A 20,869-nucleotide genomic window follows, 5' to 3' on the forward strand; every position below is an offset into this window, starting at 1 on the left:
CGCTTGAGCCAGAATTCCCGCATCACCTGATATGAGACGGCGCAATGAAATCGATTTTCCTGGCTTTGGCACTCATCGCAACCGGCGTCCACGCGGCTGAAGACACCGACAGCACGCCGTGCGATGGCATCGAAAACGACAAGCAAACCCTGGAATGCGCCACTTACAACAAAACCACCGCCGAACAATTGTTGAAAGACAACTATCAGGGCCTGCTGGAACGCATGGGTTCTACCTATGGCAGCGACAAGACCAAGCTCGCCGACATTACCGCTCGTCTGAAGGACGCCCAGCAGAAGTGGGAAAAACTACGTGACGCCGATTGCGCGGTGGACACCTTCCCGGCAGTGACCGGCACCAAAGCCTATGCGATTGCGCAAAATGACTGCCTGGCGCGGATGAGTGATGAGCGGTCGGAGTTTTTGGAGTCGATTGGGCAGGAATGAGCGACAATCCCCGCCACTTTTACTCTGCGCCAAGGTTTTTCATGACTATCTGCGGCATCGAAATCAAAGGCAGCGAAGCCATCATCGCTGTCGCCTCCCGGGACAACCAGGCGCTGAGCCACGTCGCCCTGGCTACCAAGAAAATCGCCCTTGAAGACGATGATGAAGCGGCCAACGTCAAAGCCTTTGCCGCCCAGGTGAAGGCCTTCGTGCAGGCCAACGCCGTCACTCGCATCGCGATCAAGAAACGCAGCAAAAAAGGCGAATTCGCCGGTGGCCCGACCACGTTCAAGATTGAAGGGGTGTTTCAACTGCTGGAGGGGGTTGAGGTGACGTTGCTGTCGCCGCAGACCATCAATGCGCAGAACAAGAAGCACACCTTTGAACTGCCGGCGACGTTGAACAAGTATCAGCATGAGGCCTTCAAGACCGCGTGCTCCGCCCTGCTGAAGAAATAAGCCACGCCGAAATCCACTGTGGGAGGGGGCTTGCTCCCGATGGTGGCGGATCAGCTTGCTCATGCATTGGCTGACCTACCGCTATCGGGAGCAAGCCCCCTCCCACACTGGGTCTGGGGTGTCTTTAGTGGGGTGTATGGCGCTTGTGCCGCAGCCAATCGCCGAACGTTTTGTCTTCCAGGGCATAACCTCCCCGGCTCGACTTCCACACCAGCTCCTTATCGCGCAACGCATCGATACAGGCCTGAATGGTCTGGGTGCCCGGCACCACGTCGCTGCCCATGTCCTCCAGCGCCTTGCTGACCGCTATCAGTGTGCTGTCGGTAAACGGCGCAAAAGGTTCGTTGTTGTGTGAGCGCTCCACCATCACCTCCAACACCGCACGCTGCGGGATCGTCAGGGCGTTCCAAGCGCTTTCGAATTCGGTCCATACACCCGCGCGCAGCAGTTCGGCGCGACTGTGCAGCAGTTCGCCCAGATTGCTGGCCTCGCCCAACTCCAACGCCACTTCGCCGATGATCGTGCGCAGCATTTCGGGACGGCGACCGACCAACTCGAAGGCTTCGTCGATATCCGCAGCACTGAATTGATTGTCCTGAGCCAAGTGCGCATTGAGGTGCACGGTGTAGGCCTGGGTGAACTCTTTGCCCAGCAATGGAAACGGCGTAATGCTGGAGCCGAAAAACGGTTGGCTTTTGCCCAGCACCAAATGGGCTAGTTTGTCGCGATTGGAGCCCGTGAACACGAGATGCAATCCGCTGCCCTCCTCGTCACGGCCCTGGTTGAGTTGGTCCCGGGCAGCTTTGAGCGCGAACATCGCGTTGATACCCGAATCGCTGGTCAATGCGTGCTGCGCTTCGTCTATCACCAGCACGACGGTTTTTTGCGCAACGCTGTGGAGCAATTCCAAAGCTTGGGTCAACGTGGCGCCGACCGGCAATTGCGGCTTGCTGAAATCCCAGGACAGGGTACGCAAAAAGCTGAGCTTCTCGATCCCGATATTCTTGGCCAGCTTACGAATGCCCTTTTCATAGGGAACCAGCGCAGCGGCTATGGCGCTGGCGATCAACTCGGCGGGGTCCTTTTCCTTGTCGGCCCACAAATCCACGTACACGGTCAGCCAGCCCCGAAGCTGACACTCCGGGATCAGGTCTTCGCGTAAAAAAGTACTTTTACCGGTGCGGCGCGGCGCTGCGAGAAACAGGCCGGAAGTGAAATCCTGAATACCGGCCCCCACAAGACCATCGGCAATGCTGCGCGCCAGGACTGGGCGGCGGAACACGAAACCGCTGTTCTTGGACATGGTTTTATACTCAATTATGGAAAGGACTATAAATTATAGCCACGAGTATAATTGACTATAGTTGCCCGTCAAACCACCTCCCGTCGCCGATCCTCCCTCGGGCACTTCGCAAACCTAGCGCGATAGCTGCGCGTGAAATACGACGGCGACTCAAACCCACAGGCAATGCTGACTTCCAGCACGCTCAAATCGCTCTGGCGCAGTAACTGCCGGGCCTTTTCCAGGCGCAGGCCTAGGTAGAAGTTGCTGGGCGTGTCATTCAGATGCAGGCGAAACAGCCGCTCCAACTGGCGCCGAGTCACCTTGATCGCTTCGGCCAGGGCCAAGGTGCTCAAGGGCGGTTCGGTGTGTTGCTCCATTTCGCCGATCACGTGCACCAATTTTTTGTTGTTGATGCCGTAGCGCGTAGCGATCTGCATGCGCTGGTGGTCTTTGCGTGGGCGGATGCGGCCGAGTACGAATTGTTCGGAGACTTGAATCGCCAGTTCCGGGCCGTGGGCCTGGGCGATCAGGTCGAGCATCAGGTCGATGGACGCGGTGCCGCCGGCGCAGGTGATGCGGCGGCGGTCGATCTCGAACAGCTCCTGGGTGACGGTCAGGTGAGGATAGGACTCCTTGAACGCGTCGATGGCTTCCCAATGCAGGGTCAGGCGATGGCCGTCAAGCAGGCCGGCTTCGGCGAGGACGCAGGCGCCGGTATCAATGGCGCCAAGGGTCACGCCGTCGTGGTCGAGGCGACGCAGCCAGTGTTCCAGGGCGGGGGTGGCGAACTGCAGCGGTTCAAAGCCGGCCACCACCAGCAAGGTCGCCCCTTTTTTCAGCGGCTCCAGCCCGGCGTCCGCGTTGACCGACATGCCATTGCTCGCCAACACCGCGCCGCCATCGGCACTCAGCACATGCCAGCGGTACAGCTCGCCACGAAAGCGGTTGGCCACCCGTAGCGGTTCCAGCGCGGAGATAAAACCAATGGCCGAAAACCCCGGCATCAGCAGAAAGTAGAAATCCTGGGACATGGTGGCGCTCTCGTCGGACGGGCAGCGTGGCACTGTGATACTCCCGTTCAGGGGCGGATTCAAGGGGGCAGGTCGCTGCAGTGCAAGAGGTGGTCGCCGCCGTGCGTTTTGCTGGCCCCTGGCTTGCGTAACTTGGCTGCACGGCGCACAAAGACGCCGGCCCCCACAATAACGACCTGCCGAGGGATCCACCATGAATCGACTGATCAGCCGCTGCGTGCTTGCACTCAGTGCCAGCGCTATTTTGAGCACCAATGTGATGGCAGCGGATGCCGCTTCATGCCAGAACGTGCGCATGGGCGTGGTGAACTGGACCGACGTCATCGCCACCAGCGCCATGACCCAAGTACTGCTCGACGGCCTCGGCTACAAGACCAAACAAACCAGCGCCTCCCAGCAAATCATCTTCGCCGGCATCCGCGACCAGCGCCTGGACTTGTTCCTGGGGTACTGGAACCCGCTGATGACCCAGACCATCACGCCATTCGTCGACGCCAAACAAGTCAAAGTCCTCGACAAGCCAAGCCTGGAAGACGCCCGCGCCACCCTCGCCGTGCCGACTTACCTGGCGGACAAGGGCCTGAAAACCTTCGCCGATATCGCCAAATTCGAAAAAGAACTGGGTGGCAAGATCTACGGCATCGAGCCGGGTTCGGGGGCTAACACCCAGATCAAGGCGATGATCGCAAAGAACCAGTTCGGCCTGGGCAAATTCCAACTGGTGGAATCCAGCGAAGCCGGCATGCTAGCCGCCGTCGACCGCGCCGTTCGCCGCAAGGAAGCCGTGGTGTTTTTTGGCTGGGCGCCGCACCCGATGAACGTCAACGTGGCGATGACTTACCTCACCGGCAGCGACGACGCCCTGGGCCCGAACGAAGGCATGGCGACCGTCTGGACCGTCACTTCGCCGACCTACGCCGAGCAGTGCCCCAATGTGCACAAACTGCTGACCAACCTGACCTTCACCGCGGCCGACGAGAGCCGAATGATGCAGCCGTTGCTGGATCACAAGGACGCTATCGAGTCGGCCAAGCAGTGGCTCAAGGATCACCCTCAAGACCAGGCTCGCTGGCTGGAAGGCGTGACCACCTTCGATGGCAAACCGGCCGCCGCCAACCTGCAATTGACCGGCAAGTAACACCCTTTCAACCACTGCTTCGCAGCCAGACACGGCTGCGAACGGCATCACCACGCCTGTAAGGAACCGTCTCATGAATCACGACGTCATCATCACCTGCGCACTTACCGGTGCTGGCGACACGACCGCCAGAAGCCCACACGTGCCGGTCACCCCCAAACAAATCGCAGCCGCAGCGGTTGAAGCCGCCAAGGCCGGCGCCACCGTGGTGCACTGCCATGTGCGTGACCCCGAAACCGGCAAGTTCAGCCGCGACGTGGCGCTGTATCGCGAAGTGATGGAGCGCATCCGCGAGGCGGACATCGACATCATCGTCAACCTCACCGCCGGCATGGGCGGCGACCTGGAGATCGGCGGCGGCGAGAACCCGATGGAGTTCGGCCCCAATACCGACCTGGTCGGCCCGCTGACGCGCCTGGCCCATGTGGAAGAACTGCTGCCGGAAATCTGCACCCTGGACTGCGGCACCCTGAATTTTGGCGATGGCGACACCATTTATGTGTCCACCCCTGCGCAGTTGCGCGCCGGTGCCAAACGCATTCAAGAGTTGGGTGTAAAAGCCGAACTGGAAATTTTCGACACCGGCCACCTGTGGTTCGCCAAGCAGATGATCAAAGAGGGCCTGCTCGACAACCCGCTGTTCCAACTGTGTCTGGGCATCCCATGGGGCGCGCCGGCCGACACCACCACCATGAAAGCCATGGTCGACAACCTGCCCGCCGACGCAGTGTGGGCGGGCTTCGGCATCGGCCGCATGCAAATGCCGATGGCGGCGCAAGCGGTACTGCTGGGCGGCAATGTGCGGGTAGGCCTGGAAGACAATCTGTGGCTGGACAAGGGCGTGCTGGCGACCAATGGGCAGTTGGTAGAACGGGCCAGTGAGATCCTCAGCCGCTTGGGCGCGCGAGTCATGACCCCCGCAGAGGGCCGGGCAAAGATGGGCCTCACCAAACGCCGCTGATCAACATGTGGGAGGGGGCTTGCCCCCGATGGCGGAGGATCAGCACCAGCTGTATCGACTGACACACCGCTATCGGGGGCAAGCCCCCTCCCACAGGGGATTACCAACCTCTTTAGGAATGTGCCATGAGCTTTATCACCGAAATCAAAACCTTCGCCGCGCTCGGCAGCGGTGTCATCGGCAGTGGCTGGGTATCCCGCGCCCTCGCCCACGGCCTTGATGTAATCGCCTGGGATCCGGCCCCCGGCGCCGAAGCCGCCCTGCGCAAACGCGTTGCCAACGCATGGGGAGCGCTTGAGAAAAAAGGCCTCGCACCCGGCGCATCCCAAGACCGCCTGCGCTTTGTCGCCACCATTGAAGAGTGCGTAAAAGACGCTGACTTCATCCAGGAAAGTGCCCCAGAACGCCTGGAGCTGAAGCTGGAATTGCACAGCAAGATCAGCGCAGCAGCCAAGCCCAATGCATTGATCGGCTCCAGCACCTCAGGCCTGTTGCCGAGCGAGTTTTACGAGGGCTCGACCCACCCTGAGCGCTGCGTGGTCGGCCACCCGTTCAATCCGGTTTACCTGCTGCCATTGGTGGAAGTGGTCGGCGGCAAAAACACCGCGCCCGACGCTATTCAAGCCGCGATCAAGGTGTACGAATCCCTCGGCATGCGCCCGTTGCATGTGCGTAAGGAAGTACCGGGCTTCATTGCCGATCGCCTGCTCGAAGCGCTCTGGCGTGAAGCGTTGCACCTGGTGAATGACGGCGTGGCGACCACCGGCGAAATCGACGATGCCATCCGCTTTGGCGCAGGGTTGCGCTGGTCGTTCATGGGCACCTTCCTGACCTACACCCTCGCGGGCGGCGATGCGGGGATGCGGCATTTCATGGCGCAGTTTGGTCCGGCACTGCAGTTGCCGTGGACGTATCTGCCGGCGCCCGAGCTGACTGACAAATTGATTGATGATGTGGTGGATGGCACTAGCGATCAGTTGGGTACACACAGCATTTCGGCACTGGAACGCTATCGTGATGATTGCCTGTTGGCGGTGCTGGAAGCGGTAAAAACCACCAAAGCCAAGCACGGTATGGCTTTCGCCGAATAACCCATGTGGGAGGGGCGGTGCGACGAATCGACTTGCCCCCGATAGCATTGGATCAGTCAAGAAATCTGGCAACTGACACACCGCTATCGGGGGCAAGCTCCTCCCACATTTTGACCGAGTACTGATCCGGGAGTTTTCCATGCCTGCACTGACGACCTACACCACAGCAATCCTCCCCGAGTGGGTCGACTACAACGGCCACCTGCGCGACGCGTTCTACCTGCTGATCTTCAGCTACGCGACCGACGCGCTGATGGACACGTTGGGCCTGGACAGCGAAAACCGCGACGCCAGCGGCCACTCGCTGTTCACCCTGGAACTGCACCTGAACTACCTGCACGAGGTGAAACTCGGCGCCGAGGTTGAGGTGCATACCCAACTGATCGCCCATGACGCCAAGCGCCTGCACCTCTATCACAGCCTGCATCTTGTGGGCGAAGAGCGGGCGCTGGCGGGTAACGAACAGATGCTCTTGCACGTCGATCTGGCCGGCCCGCATTCGGCGCCGTTTACCGAGCCGACGCTGGAAAAAATCATCGCTGTCAGCGCTGCACAGGCTGACCTGCCCAAGCCTGCCCTGCTTGGCCGTGTCATCGGTTTGCCGGTCAGACAATAAGCAAAAAAAACCCCGATCCAATGTGGAGTGGATCGGGGCAGAGTGCCTTGTGTGAGCCGTACATCCCGAGGGTGACCAAACCGTCAAGCTGTGTGCCTGGGTTCAGTGTGCCGATAAGTGCGGTTGGCAAATGGCCCGAAAACGACACGCTCATAGCCATCTGAGGCATTCACGCATTCTGCCCTTGCCGACCGCATGGGCGGCTACCAGAATCCCAGTCAGACCTCGCTCCCCTCACCAGGATAAACGTCATGATGCATGCGGATTTGATTGACCAGGATGACCTGCTGGGCCAACTGCGCTCACTGGGTTTCGACGTGTCCAGCGGCGCCACCGCTGAGCAGGCCTGCGAGTGCGCCGTGCGCGGTTTGAGCGAAGCACGGGCTAAAGCGCTCAAGGGCATGGTGGAACAGATGTACAGCGGCAGCGCGACGATCCTGCCGGCGGTGCGTCAGGCGATTGATAAGCAGCTGTTGCCGGCTTTGGTGCAGTTCAAGCAGAACTCTGGTGTCTGATAGAACGCTATTGAGAGCAAGTCGAATCGTCGCACCGCCTCTCCCACACTTGGAATCCATTCCCATGTGGGAGGGGGCTTGCTCCCGATGCAGTCAACTCGGTCTAAAGCCGCACGCTCGCAAAAGTCGACTCATTGCGCGCCTGACTCAACGCCGACATCGGCCCGGCCAACGGTGACAACACCAGCGCCTGCGGAATCGGCATCATCGCCACCTGCTGGGTGGTGTTGGAACCGACGCGCTCATCCCGTGGCGGAATGCCGAAGTATTCGCGGTAGCACTTGGAGAAGTGCGGCGTAGACACAAACCCGCACACCGAGGCCACTTCGATGATCGACATCGGCGTTTGCTTGAGCAACTGCCGTGCACGGATCAGGCGCAGTTTGAGGTAGTAGCGCGACGGCGAGCAGTGCAGGTATTTCTGGAACAGGCGCTCCAACTGGCGCCGCGACACGGCGACGTACACCGCCAGTTCGTCCAGGTCGATAGGCTCTTCCAGGTTGGCTTCCATCAACGCCACAATTTCCTGCAGCTTCGGCTGGTTGGTGCCCAGCATGTGCTTGAGCGGCACACGCTGGTGATCCTGTTCGTTGCGGATGCGCTCGTACACAAACATCTCGGAGATCGCTGCCGACAGTTCGCGGCCATGATCGCGGCTGATCAGGTGCAGCATCATGTCCAGCGGCGCGGTGCCGCCGGAGCTGGTGAAGCGATTGCGGTCGAGGGTGAACAGGCGTGTGCTCATGGCCACGCGCGGGAAGGCTTCCTGCATCGACGCCAGGCATTCCCAGTGCACGCTGCAATCAAACCCATCAAGCAGGCCGGCACAAGCCAGAGCCCAACTGCCGGTGCAGACGGCGCCAAGACGGCGGGACTGGCGCGCCTGGCTTTGCAGCCACGACACGTGTTCACGGGTAACGGTGCGCTGAATACCCACGCCGCCGCACACGATGACGGTGTCCAGGGCCGGAGCTTTGTGCATGGAGGCATCGGGGGTGATTTGCAGACCGTCGCTGGCCCAGACCTGGTTGCCGTCGACACTCAGGGTTGTCCAGCGATACAACTCGCGACCGGACAATTGGTTGGCCATGCGCAGCGGTTCCACGGCTGACGCCAGGGAAATCAGCGTGAAATTGTCCAACAGCAAAAAGCCGATGGATTGAGGCGCACGGTTCTGGGGTTGGGCCCCTGAGTTGAACGACGTCATCGCGGTATCTCCTCACACTAAGCGGGTGTTGGCCTCAGGCGAGGCTCTTGTTATGGCGGTCGGCCTCAGGAAGGCGACGCTTTAAATAGATAGAGCAAATGCCATGCCTAAAATTGAATGGCTATTCAATAACTCCTGAAAACGACCTGATGACGCGTCTATATAAGCCCGCGCAGGAAGTGCGGAATATGGCCGAAAAGGGACGTAGGAGCAGCACTGCTCAAGGGGTGTGAGCAGTTCGGTAGCACTTGTGGGAAGGCGCTTTCAGCGCGTAGGAAAAGTCTGTCACCACACGCACAGGTGACGAGTGGTCGGAGGGAAAATCGTTCGGGAGCTACTTATCTGTTTGCGACGCGCTAAAAGGTGGCGATTTTGGTTGGAGTGTTCACTTGTAGTGAGCGGGCTTGCTCCGCGCTGGGTGGCGAAGCCGCCCCAAAATCAGGCGACCGGGTTTTATCTGAAACTATGTGGTGCCTTTATTGATTGGGGCGGCTTCGCCACCCAGCGCGGGGCAAGCCCGCTCACCACAAAAGCACGCTCACCACAAAAACCCGGCTCACCACAAAAGCCCTGTTCATCACTAAGGCCCTGTTCATCACAACAAGCTCATCAGCACTCCACCGCACTGACCGCCAACCCACCCCGCGATGTCTCTTTGTACTTGTCATGCATATCTGCCCCGGTATCGCGCATGGTGCGGATTACCCGGTCCAGGGAAATAAAGTGCTGACCGTCGCCACGCAAGGCCATTTGCGCCGCGTTGATCGCTTTTACCGCCGCAATCGCATTGCGCTCGATGCACGGCACTTGCACCAACCCGCCCACGGGATCGCAGGTCAAGCCGAGGTTGTGTTCCAGGCCAATTTCGGCGGCGTTGCACAGTTGCTCCGGCGTAGCGCCAAGAATCTCGGCCAGTCCGGCCGCGGCCATGGCACACGCAGAACCCACTTCCCCCTGGCAACCGACTTCGGCACCCGAGATTGAGGCGTTCTTCTTGCACAGAATCCCTACCGCCGCAGCACTGAGCAGGTAGTCGACCACGTTGGCTTCAGTGACTTCGTCGCTGAACTTCATGAAGTAGTGCAACACCGCCGGAATAATCCCCGCCGCGCCATTGGTAGGCGCGGTGACCATGCGCCCACCCGCGGCGTTTTCTTCGTTGACCGCGAGGGCGAACAGGTTGACCCACTCCATGGCGCTCAACGTCGAGCCAATCACATTGGGCTTGTTCAACTCCTGCAGGCTGCGGTGCAACTTGGCCGCGCGGCGACGCACGTTAAGGCCGCCAGGCAGGATGCCTTCGTGCTTGAGGCCCTGCTCCACGCACGCCTGCATGGCGTGCCAAAGCTTCATCAGGCCGTTGCGGATTTCTTCTTCGGAGCGCCAGACCTTTTCGTTGGCCAGCATCAACTCGGCAACGCGCAGGTTGTGGGTCTTGCACAACTGCAACAACTCCACCGCGCTGGAAAAGTCATAGGGCAACTCGGTGCGGTCCATATCCGCCACGCCGCTTCGGGCCTGGGCTTCATCCACCACGAAACCACCGCCCACTGAGTAGTAGGTGTCGCGGTGCAGCTCCCCATCATCACCAACTACCACCAAGGTCATGGCGTTGGGGTGGAACGGCAGGTTCTCATCGAGCAGACGCATGTCCCGTGCCCATACAAACGGCACCGGCAAACGCCCGTCCAGCAGCAGTGTGTCGGTCTCGCGCAGGGTGTGGATGCGCAGGCCGATCTGCGACGGATCAATTGCATCCGGCCACTCGCCCATCAGGCCCATGATGGTTGCGGTGTCGCTGCCGTGGCCGATGCCGGTGGCCGACAACGAGCCGTACAGCTGAACTTCGACGCGCCGTACTTGTTCCAACAATTCACGTTCACGCAGTGCTTGGACGAACAACGCCGCGGCGCGCATGGGGCCGACGGTGTGAGAACTAGAAGGCCCGATGCCGATCTTGAACAGGTCGAAAACGCTGATAGCCATTAACGTGGAACTCCTCGATAAGCACGGGCCGGACTTGAACAAGCTGCTACGCTCAGATCGCCCAGATGGCGGCATCATCAAGGTTTTATCTGCCGTCACGGCGTCTCACACCGACGCACCCATGCTCACCAGCGTCGCTCGCGTGCGATCGCCTGTTTTGGCCGTTTTCAGCGGCGCAGATGGGCAAAAACTGCGGTTTTGCCTTGGGAAAAACCTGTAAGCGACGTCACCGACACTGGATGCGACCCTCCCTGTACTGGATACGACGCCCCCTGTAGGCGTCAGATTTTCACTGGTACATGATCAGTCTCGACTCGTTTGCAAGGCACCGTGGCAGAGCTGTTGTCGCACGCTCCAACCGCAACACTTATAAAGCGCGGCGAAGGCCGCCAGAAAAAACACAGGAGTCTACCCAGATGAAAGGTTCACCCTCGTTGTTGTTGGCCGCCATGCTGAGTCTTCCCGTCATGGCGCACGCTGCAGAACCGGAACAGTGCAAGACCGTCAACTTCTCCGATGTCGGCTGGACCGACATTACCGTCACTACCGCGACCACCAGCGAAATCCTCAAGGGCCTGGGCTACAAGCCGCGCACCACGATGATTTCGGTACCGGTGACTTACAAGTCCCTGGCCGACGGCAAGAATATGGATATTTTCCTCGGCAACTGGATGCCGACCATGGAAAACGACATCAAGCAGTACCGTGATGCCGGCACCGTGGAAACCGTGCGCGCCAACCTGGAGAACGCCAAGTACACCCTGGCGGTCCCCGAGGCGCTGTACAACAAAGGTCTGAAAGACTTCGCCGATATCGCCAAATTCAAGGATGAGTTGGGCGGCAAGATCTACGGCATCGAGCCGGGCAACGACGGCAACCGCACCATCCAGACGCTGATCGATAAAGACGCCTTCGGCCTGAAAACCGCCGGCTTCAAAGTGGTCGAATCCAGCGAAGCCGGAATGCTCTCGCAGGTGGAACGCGCCTCCAAGCGCGACCAGGCCATCGTGTTCCTAGGCTGGGAACCGCACCCGATGAACACCCGTTTCAAGATGAAGTATCTGACCGGGGGTGACGATTCGTTCGGCCCCAACTACGGCCAGGCCACCATCTACACCAACGTCCGCAAGGGCTATACACAGGAATGCAGCAACGTTGGCCAACTGCTGAAAAACCTGTCGTTCACCTTGAACATGGAAAGCACCCTGATGGGTAACGTCCTTGACGACAAGATGAAGCCCGACGCCGCCGCCAAGGCCTGGCTGAAAAAGAACCCAGAAGTACTCGACACCTGGCTTGCAGGGGTCACCACCGTCGATGGCAAACCAGGTCTGGAGGCCGTCAAAGCGTATCTCGCCAAGTAATACTGCTGACCCCGGGGCGGTACGCTGCCCCGGGATGTATTCCCTCTTCGCATGTGGACATTCACTACCATGCTGACTGAACAGAAAATCCCACTAGGCCAGTACATCGCTGCCTTCGTCGATTGGTTGACCCAACACGGTGCCAACTACTTCGACGCAATCGCATCGACACTGGAAACGATGATCCACGGCGTGACGTTTGCGCTGACCTGGTTCAATCCGCTGGCATTGATCGGTCTGATTGCGCTGCTGGCTCACTTTATTCAACGTAAATGGGGACTGACGGTTTTTGTCATCGCCTCCTTCCTGCTGATCCTCAACCTGGGGTACTGGCAGGAAACCATGGAGACCCTGGCGCAGGTGCTGTTCGCCACCCTGGTCTGCGTGGTCATCGGTGTGCCGCTGGGCATTGTTGCCGCGCACAAACCGATGTTCTACACCATGATGCGGCCGGTGCTCGATCTGATGCAGACCGTACCGACCTTCGTCTACCTCATCCCTACCCTGACCCTCTTCGGGCTGGGTGTGGTGCCTGGGTTGATCTCCACGGTGGTATTCGCCATTGCCGCGCCGATCCGCCTGACCTACCTGGGTATCCGCGATGTACCGCAAGAGTTGATGGACGCCGGCAAGGCCTTTGGCTGCTCGCGCCGTCAGTTGCTCTCGCGCATTGAACTGCCCCACGCCATGCCGAGCATTGCCGCCGGCATTACCCAATGCATCATGCTGTCGCTGTCGATGGTGGTGATCGCCGCGCTGGTAGGCGCCGATGGCCTCGGCAAGCCAGTGGTCAACGCGCTGAACACCGCCGACATCGCCCTGGGCTTTGAAGCGGGCCTGGCAATTGTGTTGCTGGCCATCATGCTCGACCGCATCTGCAAACAACCCGACGCCAAAGTAGGGGGTGATGCATGAGCATTATCCGATTCGACAATGTCGACGTGATCTTCTCCAAAGACCCACGCGAAGCACTCAAGCTGCTCGACCAGGGCATGCATCGCAACGAGATTCTGAAAAAGACCGGGCAGATTGTCGGCGTTGAAAAAGCCAGCCTGGATATCGAGAAAGGTGAAATCTGTGTGCTGATGGGCCTGTCGGGCTCCGGCAAATCGAGCTTGCTGCGTTGCATCAACGGCCTTAACACCGTGAGCCGTGGCCAGCTGTTTGTGGAGCATGAAGGTCGCCAGATCGACATCGCTTCCTGCACCCCTGCCGAGCTGAAAATGATGCGCACCAAGCGCATCGCCATGGTGTTCCAGAAGTTTGCCCTGATGCCTTGGCTGACGGTGCGTGAAAACATCAGTTTCGGCCTGGAAATGCAGGGCCGTCCGGAGAAAGAACGGCGCAAGCTGGTGGACGAGAAACTTGAGCTGGTGGGCCTGACCCAGTGGCGCAACAAGAAGCCGGACGAACTCTCCGGCGGTATGCAGCAGCGTGTTGGCCTGGCCCGTGCGTTGGCGATGGACGCCGATATTCTGCTGATGGACGAACCCTTCTCCGCCCTCGACCCGCTAATCCGCCAGGGCTTGCAGGACGAGTTGCTGGAACTGCAACGCAAGCTGAGCAAGACCATCGTGTTCGTGAGTCACGACCTCGACGAGGCGCTCAAGCTGGGCAGCCGCATCGCGATCATGAAAGACGGCAAGATCATTCAGTACAGCGTGCCGGAAGAGATCGTACTCAACCCCGCGGACGACTATGTGCGTACCTTCGTCGCCCACACCAACCCGCTGAACGTGCTGTGCGGCCGCAGCCTGATGCGCACGCTGGACAACTGCACGCGAGTGAACGGCTCGGTGTGCCTCGATCCAGGCGGTGACTCGTGGCTGGACCTGGCCGAGGGCAACACTATCCAGGGCGCCCGTCAGAATGGCGTGGTGATGAACCTGCAGAACTGGGCACCGGGGCAAGCAGTAGAAGGCCTGGGTCGGGTACCGACGCTGGTGGATTCGAATATCGGCATGCGTGATGCGCTGCAGATTCGTTACCAGACAGGGAACAAGCTGGTGTTGCATGACAACAACCAGGTGGTGGGGATCCTGGGCGACAGTGAGCTCTACCACGCCCTGCTGGGCAAAAACCTGGGCTAGCAAACACCGCAAACGCCATTGGAGAAACTGGGTCAAACATGTGGGAGGGGGCTTGCCCCCGATAGCGGTGGATCAGTAACAGATGAACTGACTGACACACTGCAATCGGGGGCAAGCCCCCTCCCACATTTTTTGCCTCAGTGGTGTCAGTGACAACACCACCGGGCTTTCAAAGCATCAGCTATAGACACGGCCAAGGAGCTGCCGATGGCTTTCAAACTGATCGAGCACGTCCCGGGTGATCTGTTCCTGGGCGAAGCCCATCAGGTCGTATTCCTGAGGCCCGTTGTGCAGGTACACCTCGGCACGGTAATAGCGGGTGCGTTCTTCTTCAGGCAGGTCGCTCGGCGCCGACGAGTAAGCATCCAGGCTCACTTCATAAACGAACGGGTTGCCCTCTTCCATCTCGATCCGCACACCGATGCAACGCTTGGACTTGCCCAACAGCGTCTGCACTTCCAACCCTTGCTCACGCAACGCGACCGCCGCCTCTTCCAGCGCTGGCGTGACGTGCTTGTCCATGAAGCGCTGCACAGTGCCCTGGCTCGGTTGCAGGTCGAGTGCCGTCAAACGCTCGCTGAAACCACGACGCCCGCGTTCAGCCAGTTGCGCCTGCTCCTGTTCGATCGCCGCGTCCTGGCGCATGGCCTTGTGCAGACCGAACATGAAGAAAATCAGCACCACCGAGAACGGCAGCCCCGCCAACACCACCATGGTTTGCATGGCTTCGAAGTTGCCGGCAAACAGCAGGCCGATGGTCACCAGAGTGATCACCACCGACCAGAAGATCCGCAGCCAGTGCGGCGCATCTTCATCCACGTTGCCGCCTTTGCAGGAAAGGTTGGCCATCATCACCGCGCCGGAATCCGCCGGGGTCAGGAACAGCACAAAGCCTACGAAGATCGACACACCAATGACGATTTTCGACGCTGGGTAGTGCTCCAGCAGTTGGTAGATGGCCATGGACGGTTGTTCCAGCGCCGTCTTGCCCAACTCCACCGCCCCTTGGTTCAGCACCAGGTCCAGCGCCGAGTTACCAAAGATCGACAGCCACGCCAGGGTAAAGCCCAGCGGGATCAGCAGCACGCCGGCCACCAGTTCACGCACCGTGCGACCACGGGAAATACGCGCGATGAACATACCTACAAATGGCGCCCAGGAAATCCACCAGGCCCAGTAGAACAGCGTCCACAGGCCCATCCAGCGCTCGGTTTTTTCACCGTCGCCTTCATACACATACAGGTCAAACGTCTTCAGCACGATGCCGTTGAGGTAATCACCGGTGTTCTGCACCAGGCCATTGAGCAGGTGCAGGGTCGGGCCGAACAGCAGCACGAAGATCAGCAAACCGCTGAACAGCACGATGTTGAGGTTGGACAGGCGACGAATGCCATTCTCCACACCCGACACGGCAGCGACGGTGGCGACGGTGCTCATCACGATGATCACGATGAGCAGGTTGGTGTTGCTGTGTTCCATGCCGAACAGGTTTTCCAACCCGGACGACACCTGCAACGAACCGATCCCCAGGTTGGTTACCAGGCCCAGCAGGGTCACGAACATGCCGAAACCGTCCACCGCGTGGCCCGCCGCGCCTTTGACCCAACGCTCGCCCATCAGCGGGTACAACGCCGAACGCAACGCCAGCGGCTGGTTATGGCGATACGCAAAGTACGCCACGGCCAGGCCGACCAAGGCGTAGATCGCCCAGCCATGCAAGCCCCAATGCAGGAAGGTCAGTTGCAACGCCTGGCGAGCGGCGCCATTGCTGGCGGCCGCGCCTTCAGGTGGGTTGAAGTAGTGATCCAACGGCTCCGAGGCGCCGAAGTACAGCAGCGAGATGCCGATGCCCGACGAGAACAACATGCCGGCCCAGGCGCCGTAGCTGAAGTCCGGGGTGTCGTCCTTGCTGCCCAGTTTCAACTTGCCGTAGGACGAAAACGCCAGGCCGACTACGAATACGAGATAGGCGGCGATGACCACCATGTAGTACCAGCCGAAGCTTTTGGAAAGCCACGCCTGGGCTACGCCGAGCATGCGCCCGGCCTCCTGCGGGGCGATGATCAGAATGGCAGTCAACAACAGAATCAGCGCGGTGGAGGTGTAGAACACCCAACCGTTGACCCGCACCTTTTCCGGCGGGGTCTTTATAAGAGAGGCAGAACTCATGGCGCAGATGCTCCGGGCAGTGCGAGAGAGAAACACAAGGCAACGGTTATCCCAGGCCATCGATTTTTCGGCAGTCGACGGACGGGTGTTATAAAGACACCCCGAAAATTCCTGCGCCCCGTCGATGCGGTGCCAGGCGCTTATGCGGCCTGTTTCAAGGGTTTCCCAGGTGTCAGATGTCGCCGCCCTCACGTAGGAAATACCTGTAGGCAGCGACCATTTGTCGCAGAGCTTATTCTTTGTTGATTGAACGTTCAATCAAAACAAAATAGACTGGCCTTCAAGTCGACGAACGTTCATCGCCCGTCGGCAGGCCTAAGGAGAGGTGCTACATGCCCAAGGTCGGTATGCAACCCATACGCCGCCAACAGTTGATCGAAGCCACGTTGACGGCCATCGATCAGGTCGGAATGGGAGATGCCAGCATTGCGCTGATCGCCCGTTTGGCCGGCGTTTCGAACGGCATCATCAGTCACTATTTCAAGGACAAGAACGGCCTTATTGCAGCGACGATGCGCTACCTGATGAACGCGTTGATTGAGAACGTCCACGAACGCAGGCTTGCGCTCACGGACGACAGCCCACGGGCACACCTTCAGGTGATCATCGAGGGCAACTTCGATGCCAGCCAGGTCAACGGCCCGGCAATGAAAACCTGGTTGGCCTTCTGGGCCACCAGCATGCACCACCCGTCATTGCACAGGTTGCAGCGGATCAACGATCAACGTCTGTATTCCAACCTGTGCTGCCAGTTCCGCCGAACGCTGCCGCTGCCGCATGCACGCAAAGCAGCCCGAGGCCTGGCGGCGTTGATCGACGGTTTGTGGTTGCGCGGCGCCCTGTCGGGAGACGCTTTCGACACGGCGCAAGCGCAACGGATCGCTTACGAATACATGGATTTCCAATTGGCCAAGCAGGTGAGTTAGAGCCCTTATAAACGCTCAACCCCTGAACGTCTGCCGCTCAGTGTTGCCACACCCTTATGGCCCACTTAGCGGCGGGTAACGCCAACCACTTATGCACTTGCGAGGACTTTATGGCCCGTTTCGACCTGCAAAAACTCTACATTGACGGCGGCTACAGCGACGCTGGCAGCGATGCCACCTTCGAAGCCATCAACCCGGCTAACGGTGAAGTTCTCGCCCAAGTGCAACGCGCAACGAAAGAAGACGTTGAACGTGCCGTGGTCAGCGCTGAAAAAGGCCAGAAAATCTGGGCCGCCATGACCGCCATGGAGCGTTCGCGCATCCTGCGTCGTGCCGTCGACATCCTGCGCGAGCGCAACGACGAGCTGGCCGCCCTGGAAACTCTGGACACCGGCAAATCCTTCTCCGAAACCAAGTACGTCGACATCGTCACCGGCGCTGACGTATTGGAATACTACGCAGGCCTGGTGCCAGCCATCGAAGGCGAGCAGATCCCACTGCGCGACACCTCGTTTGTCTACACCCGCCGCGAACCGCTGGGCGTGGTCGCCGGTATCGGCGCGTGGAACTACCCGATCCAGATCGCCCTGTGGAAATCCGCACCGGCCCTGGCTGCCGGTAACGCGATGATCTTCAAGCCAAGCGAAGTCACTTCGCTGACCACCTTGAAACTGGCCGAGATCTACACCGAGGCTGGCGTTCCAGCTGGCGTGTTCAACGTACTGACCGGCAGCGGCCGTGAAGTCGGCACCTGGCTGACCGAGCACCCACGCATCGAGAAAGTCTCGTTCACCGGCGGCACCGACACCGGCAAGAAAGTCATGGCCAGCGCGTCGAGCTCTTCGCTCAAAGAAGTGACCATGGAACTGGGCGGCAAGTCGCCGCTGATCGTGTTCGAAGACGCCGACCTGGATCGTGCGGCCGACATCGCGATGATGGCCAACTTCTACAGCTCCGGTCAGGTCTGCACCAACGGCACTCGTGTGTTCGTGCCTAAGCACCTGCAAGCGGCGTTCGAAGCCAAGATCGTTGAGCGTGTTGCGCGCATCCGCGTTGGCGACCCGCAAGACGACAACACCAACTTCGGTCCGCTGGTCAGCTTCGCCCACATGGAAAGCGTGCTGGGCTACATCGCCAAAGGCAAAGAACAAGGCGCCCGCCTGCTGTGCGGCGGCGACCGCCTGACCGACGGCGACTTCGCCAAAGGCGCATTCGTGGCACCGACTGTCTTCACCGACTGCACCGACGACATGGTGATCGTGCGTGAAGAAATCTTCGGCCCGGTGATGAGCATCCTCACCTACGAAACCGAAGAAGAAGTGATCCGCCGCGCCAACGACACCGACTTCGGTCTGGCCGCCGGCCTGGTCACCAAAGACCTGAACCGCGCTCACCGCGTGATTCATCAACTGGAAGCGGGTATCTGCTGGATCAACGCTTGGGGCGAGTCCGACGCAAAAATGCCGGTCGGCGGCTACAAGCAATCGGGTGTTGGCCGTGAGAACGGCATCAGCTCGCTGAATAACTTCACCCGCATCAAATCGGTACAGGTTGAGCTGGGCGATTACGCCTCGGTGTTCTAAGACCCGAGCCTTGCGTTGCCTTTGAGGCCGCCATCAGGGGCGAGCCCCCTCCCACCTTTGACGGTGTGAACCCGATCACATGTGGGAGGGGGCTTGCCCCCGATGAGGCCCGACCTGACCACACATCAAAGAGGGTGCATTCAATGTCCCAAGAATACGACTACATCATTGTGGGTGCCGGCTCCGCCGGTAATACCCTGGCGACCCGTCTGACCGAAGACGAAGGCGTCACCGTCCTGCTGCTGGAAGCCGGCGGCCCCGACTACCGCCTCGACTTCCGTACCCAAATGCCCGCCGCCCTGGCGTTCCCACTGCAAGGCCGCCGCTACAACTGGGCCTACGAGACCGATCCAGAGCCACACATGGACGGCCGTCGGATGGAATGCGGTCGCGGCAAGGGCCTGGGTGGCTCTTCGCTGATCAACGGCATGTGCTACATCCGCGGCAACGCCATGGACTACGACAATTGGTCGAAGCTGCCAGGTCTGGAAGACTGGAGCTACCTCGATTGCCTGCCGTATTTCCGCAAGGCTGAAACCCGCGACATCGGCCCGAACGACTGGCATGGCGGCGATGGCCCGGTCAGCGTGACCACGCCTAAAGCCGGCAATAACCCGCTGTTCCACGCCATGGTTGAAGCGGGCGTGCAGGCCGGTTACCCGCGTACCGAAGACTTGAACGGCTACCAGCAGGAAGGCTTCGGCCCGATGGACCGTACCGTCACGCCTAACGGCCGTCGCGCCAGCACCGCGCGCGGTTACCTGGACACGGCCAAGAAGCGTTCGACCCTGACCATCGTCACCCACGCCCTCACCGACAAAGTCTTGTTCGAAGGCAAGCGTGCCGTTGGCGTGCGTTACCTGATCGGTGCCGCCGAAGAGCGCGTTGAAGCCCGTGCGCGTAAAGAAGTGCTGGTGTGCAGCGGCGCAATCGCTTCGCCGCAACTGCTGCAACGCTCCGGCGTGGGCCCGGCCAAATTGCTGGAAAGCCTCGACATCCCCGTGGTCCATGACCTGCCTGGCGTCGGCGAAAACCTGCAGGACCACCTTGAGCTGTACCTGCAATATGCGTGCACTCAGCCGGTGTCGCTGTACCCGTCGCTGCTCTGGTACAACCAGCCGGCTATCGGTGCCGAATGGCTGTTCAACGGCACCGGTATCGGCGCCAGCAACCAGTTCGAAGCGGGCGGTTTTATCCGTACCCGTGAAGAATTCGAATGGCCGAACATCCAGTACCACTTCCTGCCGGTAGCGATTAACTACAACGGCAGCAACGGTGTGAAAGAGCACGGTTTCCAGGCACACATGGGCTCCATGCGCTCGCCGAGCCGTGGCCGCGTGCAGCTGAAGTCGAAGAACCCACGGGACTACCCGAGCATCCTCTTCAACTACATGGCCACCGAACAGGACTGGCAGGAATTCCGCGACGGCATTCGCCTGACCCGTGAAATCATGCAGCAGCCGGCCCTCGATCAATACCGTGGCCGCGAAATCAGCCCGGGCATCGACGTGCAAACCGATGAGCAGTTGGACAAGTTCATCCGCGAGCACGCCGAAACTGCGTTCCACCCGTCCTGCTCGTGCAAGATGGGCACCGACGAGATGGCCGTGGTGGATGGCGAAGGTCGCGTGCATGGCATGCAAGGTCTGCGTGTGGTCGATGCCTCGATCATGCCGATCATCACCACCGGTAACCTGAACGCGCCGACGATCATGATCGCCGAGAAAATCGCCGACAAGATCCGTGGTCGCCAGCCGCTGCCGCGCAGCACGGCGGATTACTACGTGGCAGGCGATGCGCCGGTGCGTGGCAAGCCGCTGCGTGAAGTGGGGCCGACTGCGCAGTAACTGATTCACTGCGGTGCCTTCATCGGGGGCAAGCCCCCTCCCACATTTGAATGTATTCACAAATCAAGTGTGGAAGGGGGCTTGCCCCCGATAGGGCCCGATAGGGCCCGATCAGGCACTGCAAACCTTACCTCTACACTTTCCTTGATCAGCCCC

18 protein-coding genes are annotated in these 20,869 nt (G+C 60.0%); 13 read left to right on the forward strand and 5 right to left on the reverse strand.

Annotated elements, in window-relative coordinates; all coding sequences use genetic code 11:
• The first annotated feature begins 44 nt into the window (after nt 1-44).
• Together AOA61_RS09630 and AOA61_RS09635 are read left to right on the forward strand one after the other, a co-directional pair.
• Nucleotides 45-446: a lysozyme inhibitor LprI family protein gene (locus tag AOA61_RS09630; RefSeq protein WP_032884009.1), complete on the forward strand. Its 402-nt coding sequence runs from the start codon at nt 45-47 to the stop codon at nt 444-446.
• A 41-nt stretch (nt 447-487) separates the two neighbouring features.
• Nucleotides 488-904 (forward strand): DUF3010 family protein, encoded by a 417-nt coding sequence (locus AOA61_RS09635; RefSeq protein WP_099601847.1) that lies wholly within the window; start codon nt 488-490, stop codon nt 902-904.
• 124 nt (nt 905-1,028) lie between these two features.
• Here the strand turns inward: AOA61_RS09635 and AOA61_RS09640 are convergent, their stop codons facing one another.
• Together AOA61_RS09640 and AOA61_RS09645 are read right to left on the reverse strand one after the other, a co-directional pair.
• The gene (locus AOA61_RS09640; RefSeq protein ID WP_099601667.1) at nt 1,029-2,207 is read right to left on the reverse strand and encodes an AAA family ATPase; all 1,179 of its coding nucleotides are present in this window, start codon (nt 2,205-2,207) and stop codon (nt 1,029-1,031) included.
• Nucleotides 2,208-2,275: 68 nt separating this feature from the next.
• A complete protein-coding gene (locus tag AOA61_RS09645; RefSeq protein ID WP_164444906.1) occupies nt 2,276-3,220 on the reverse strand; it encodes a GlxA family transcriptional regulator in 945 nt (314 codons plus the stop codon).
• 193 nt (nt 3,221-3,413) lie between these two features.
• Between AOA61_RS09645 and AOA61_RS09650 the strand changes: the two genes are divergently transcribed.
• From AOA61_RS09650 to AOA61_RS09670, 5 genes are all read left to right on the forward strand, one after another.
• A complete protein-coding gene (locus AOA61_RS09650) occupies nt 3,414-4,358 on the forward strand; it encodes a choline ABC transporter substrate-binding protein (protein WP_032884015.1) in 945 nt (314 codons plus the stop codon).
• Nucleotides 4,359-4,431: 73 nt separating this feature from the next.
• Nucleotides 4,432-5,319 (forward strand): 3-keto-5-aminohexanoate cleavage protein, encoded by an 888-nt coding sequence (locus AOA61_RS09655; protein WP_032884016.1) that lies wholly within the window; start codon nt 4,432-4,434, stop codon nt 5,317-5,319.
• A 125-nt stretch (nt 5,320-5,444) separates the two neighbouring features.
• Nucleotides 5,445-6,410, forward strand: a complete 966-nt coding sequence (locus AOA61_RS09660; protein ID WP_099601668.1) for an L-carnitine dehydrogenase — start codon at nt 5,445-5,447, stop codon at nt 6,408-6,410.
• A 139-nt stretch (nt 6,411-6,549) separates the two neighbouring features.
• Nucleotides 6,550-7,026, forward strand: a complete 477-nt coding sequence (locus AOA61_RS09665) for a thioesterase family protein (protein ID WP_095185094.1) — start codon at nt 6,550-6,552, stop codon at nt 7,024-7,026.
• 251 nt (nt 7,027-7,277) lie between these two features.
• Nucleotides 7,278-7,541, forward strand: a complete 264-nt coding sequence (locus AOA61_RS09670) for a hypothetical protein (protein ID WP_032884020.1) — start codon at nt 7,278-7,280, stop codon at nt 7,539-7,541.
• 103 nt (nt 7,542-7,644) lie between these two features.
• Here the strand turns inward: AOA61_RS09670 and AOA61_RS09675 are convergent, their stop codons facing one another.
• Nucleotides 7,645-8,748 carry a GlxA family transcriptional regulator gene (locus AOA61_RS09675; RefSeq protein ID WP_032884022.1) on the reverse strand — a complete coding sequence of 368 codons (1,104 nt, stop codon included), beginning with the start codon at nt 8,746-8,748 and terminating at the stop codon, nt 7,645-7,647.
• A gap of 609 nt (nt 8,749-9,357) precedes the next feature.
• The gene (locus tag AOA61_RS09680; RefSeq protein ID WP_099601669.1) at nt 9,358-10,734 is read right to left on the reverse strand and encodes an L-serine ammonia-lyase; all 1,377 of its coding nucleotides are present in this window, start codon (nt 10,732-10,734) and stop codon (nt 9,358-9,360) included.
• A 416-nt stretch (nt 10,735-11,150) separates the two neighbouring features.
• Here AOA61_RS09680 and AOA61_RS09685 point away from each other — a divergent pair, with 416 nt between their 5' ends.
• From AOA61_RS09685 to choV, 3 genes are all read left to right on the forward strand, one after another.
• Nucleotides 11,151-12,098, forward strand: a complete 948-nt coding sequence (locus AOA61_RS09685) for a choline ABC transporter substrate-binding protein (RefSeq protein WP_032884025.1) — start codon at nt 11,151-11,153, stop codon at nt 12,096-12,098.
• 69 nt (nt 12,099-12,167) lie between these two features.
• Entirely contained in the window at nt 12,168-13,013 is an 846-nt protein-coding gene (gene choW, locus AOA61_RS09690) for a choline ABC transporter permease subunit (protein ID WP_003194913.1), read from the forward strand.
• Nucleotides 13,010-14,188 (forward strand): choline ABC transporter ATP-binding protein, encoded by a 1,179-nt coding sequence (gene choV, locus AOA61_RS09695; protein WP_032884027.1) that lies wholly within the window; start codon nt 13,010-13,012, stop codon nt 14,186-14,188. Before choW ends, choV begins: the two co-directional genes overlap by 4 nt.
• A 177-nt stretch (nt 14,189-14,365) precedes the next feature.
• Here choV and AOA61_RS09700 read toward each other — a convergent pair whose 3' ends face one another.
• On the reverse strand, nt 14,366-16,300 hold the full coding sequence (locus tag AOA61_RS09700; RefSeq protein WP_241150146.1) for a BCCT family transporter: 1,935 nt from the start codon (nt 16,298-16,300) through the stop codon (nt 14,366-14,368).
• 389 nt (nt 16,301-16,689) lie between these two features.
• On the opposite strand from AOA61_RS09700, the gene betI reads away from it, so the two are divergent.
• From betI to betA, 3 genes are all read left to right on the forward strand, one after another.
• Nucleotides 16,690-17,283: a transcriptional regulator BetI gene (gene betI, locus AOA61_RS09705; protein WP_032884029.1), complete on the forward strand. Its 594-nt coding sequence runs from the start codon at nt 16,690-16,692 to the stop codon at nt 17,281-17,283.
• 110 nt (nt 17,284-17,393) lie between these two features.
• A complete protein-coding gene (gene betB / locus AOA61_RS09710) occupies nt 17,394-18,866 on the forward strand; it encodes a betaine-aldehyde dehydrogenase (RefSeq protein ID WP_032884031.1) in 1,473 nt (490 codons plus the stop codon).
• 143 nt (nt 18,867-19,009) lie between these two features.
• Nucleotides 19,010-20,713 carry a choline dehydrogenase gene (gene betA / locus AOA61_RS09715; protein WP_032884032.1) on the forward strand — a complete coding sequence of 568 codons (1,704 nt, stop codon included), beginning with the start codon at nt 19,010-19,012 and terminating at the stop codon, nt 20,711-20,713.
• Nucleotides 20,714-20,869 lie beyond the last annotated feature (156 nt).

It is taken from the genome of Pseudomonas sp. 2995-1 (assembly GCF_002742505.1).
Taxonomy (GTDB): Bacteria; Pseudomonadota; Gammaproteobacteria; order Pseudomonadales; family Pseudomonadaceae; genus Aquipseudomonas; species Aquipseudomonas sivasensis.

Bases quoted from the DNA above. Each gene is read 5' to 3' on its own strand.
- AOA61_RS09680 (WP_099601669.1), bottom strand. From the start codon at position 10,734: ATGGCTATCAGCGTTTTCGACCTGTTCAAGATCGGCATCGGGCCTTCT.
- AOA61_RS09655 (WP_032884016.1), top strand. From the start codon at position 4,432: ATGAATCACGACGTCATCATCACCTGCGCACTTACCGGTGCTGGCGAC.
- choW (WP_003194913.1), top strand. From the start codon at position 12,168: ATGCTGACTGAACAGAAAATCCCACTAGGCCAGTACATCGCTGCCTTC.
- AOA61_RS09670 (WP_032884020.1), top strand. From the start codon at position 7,278: ATGATGCATGCGGATTTGATTGACCAGGATGACCTGCTGGGCCAACTG.
- choV (WP_032884027.1), top strand. From the start codon at position 13,010: ATGAGCATTATCCGATTCGACAATGTCGACGTGATCTTCTCCAAAGAC.
- betI (WP_032884029.1), top strand. From the start codon at position 16,690: ATGCCCAAGGTCGGTATGCAACCCATACGCCGCCAACAGTTGATCGAA.
- AOA61_RS09660 (WP_099601668.1), top strand. From the start codon at position 5,445: ATGAGCTTTATCACCGAAATCAAAACCTTCGCCGCGCTCGGCAGCGGT.
- AOA61_RS09630 (WP_032884009.1), top strand. From the start codon at position 45: ATGAAATCGATTTTCCTGGCTTTGGCACTCATCGCAACCGGCGTCCAC.
- AOA61_RS09685 (WP_032884025.1), top strand. From the start codon at position 11,151: ATGAAAGGTTCACCCTCGTTGTTGTTGGCCGCCATGCTGAGTCTTCCC.
- betB (WP_032884031.1), top strand. From the start codon at position 17,394: ATGGCCCGTTTCGACCTGCAAAAACTCTACATTGACGGCGGCTACAGC.
- AOA61_RS09635 (WP_099601847.1), top strand. From the start codon at position 488: ATGACTATCTGCGGCATCGAAATCAAAGGCAGCGAAGCCATCATCGCT.
- betA (WP_032884032.1), top strand. From the start codon at position 19,010: ATGTCCCAAGAATACGACTACATCATTGTGGGTGCCGGCTCCGCCGGT.
- AOA61_RS09645 (WP_164444906.1), bottom strand. From the start codon at position 3,220: ATGTCCCAGGATTTCTACTTTCTGCTGATGCCGGGGTTTTCGGCCATT.
- AOA61_RS09675 (WP_032884022.1), bottom strand. From the start codon at position 8,748: ATGACGTCGTTCAACTCAGGGGCCCAACCCCAGAACCGTGCGCCTCAA.
- AOA61_RS09650 (WP_032884015.1), top strand. From the start codon at position 3,414: ATGAATCGACTGATCAGCCGCTGCGTGCTTGCACTCAGTGCCAGCGCT.
- AOA61_RS09640 (WP_099601667.1), bottom strand. From the start codon at position 2,207: ATGTCCAAGAACAGCGGTTTCGTGTTCCGCCGCCCAGTCCTGGCGCGC.
- AOA61_RS09665 (WP_095185094.1), top strand. From the start codon at position 6,550: ATGCCTGCACTGACGACCTACACCACAGCAATCCTCCCCGAGTGGGTC.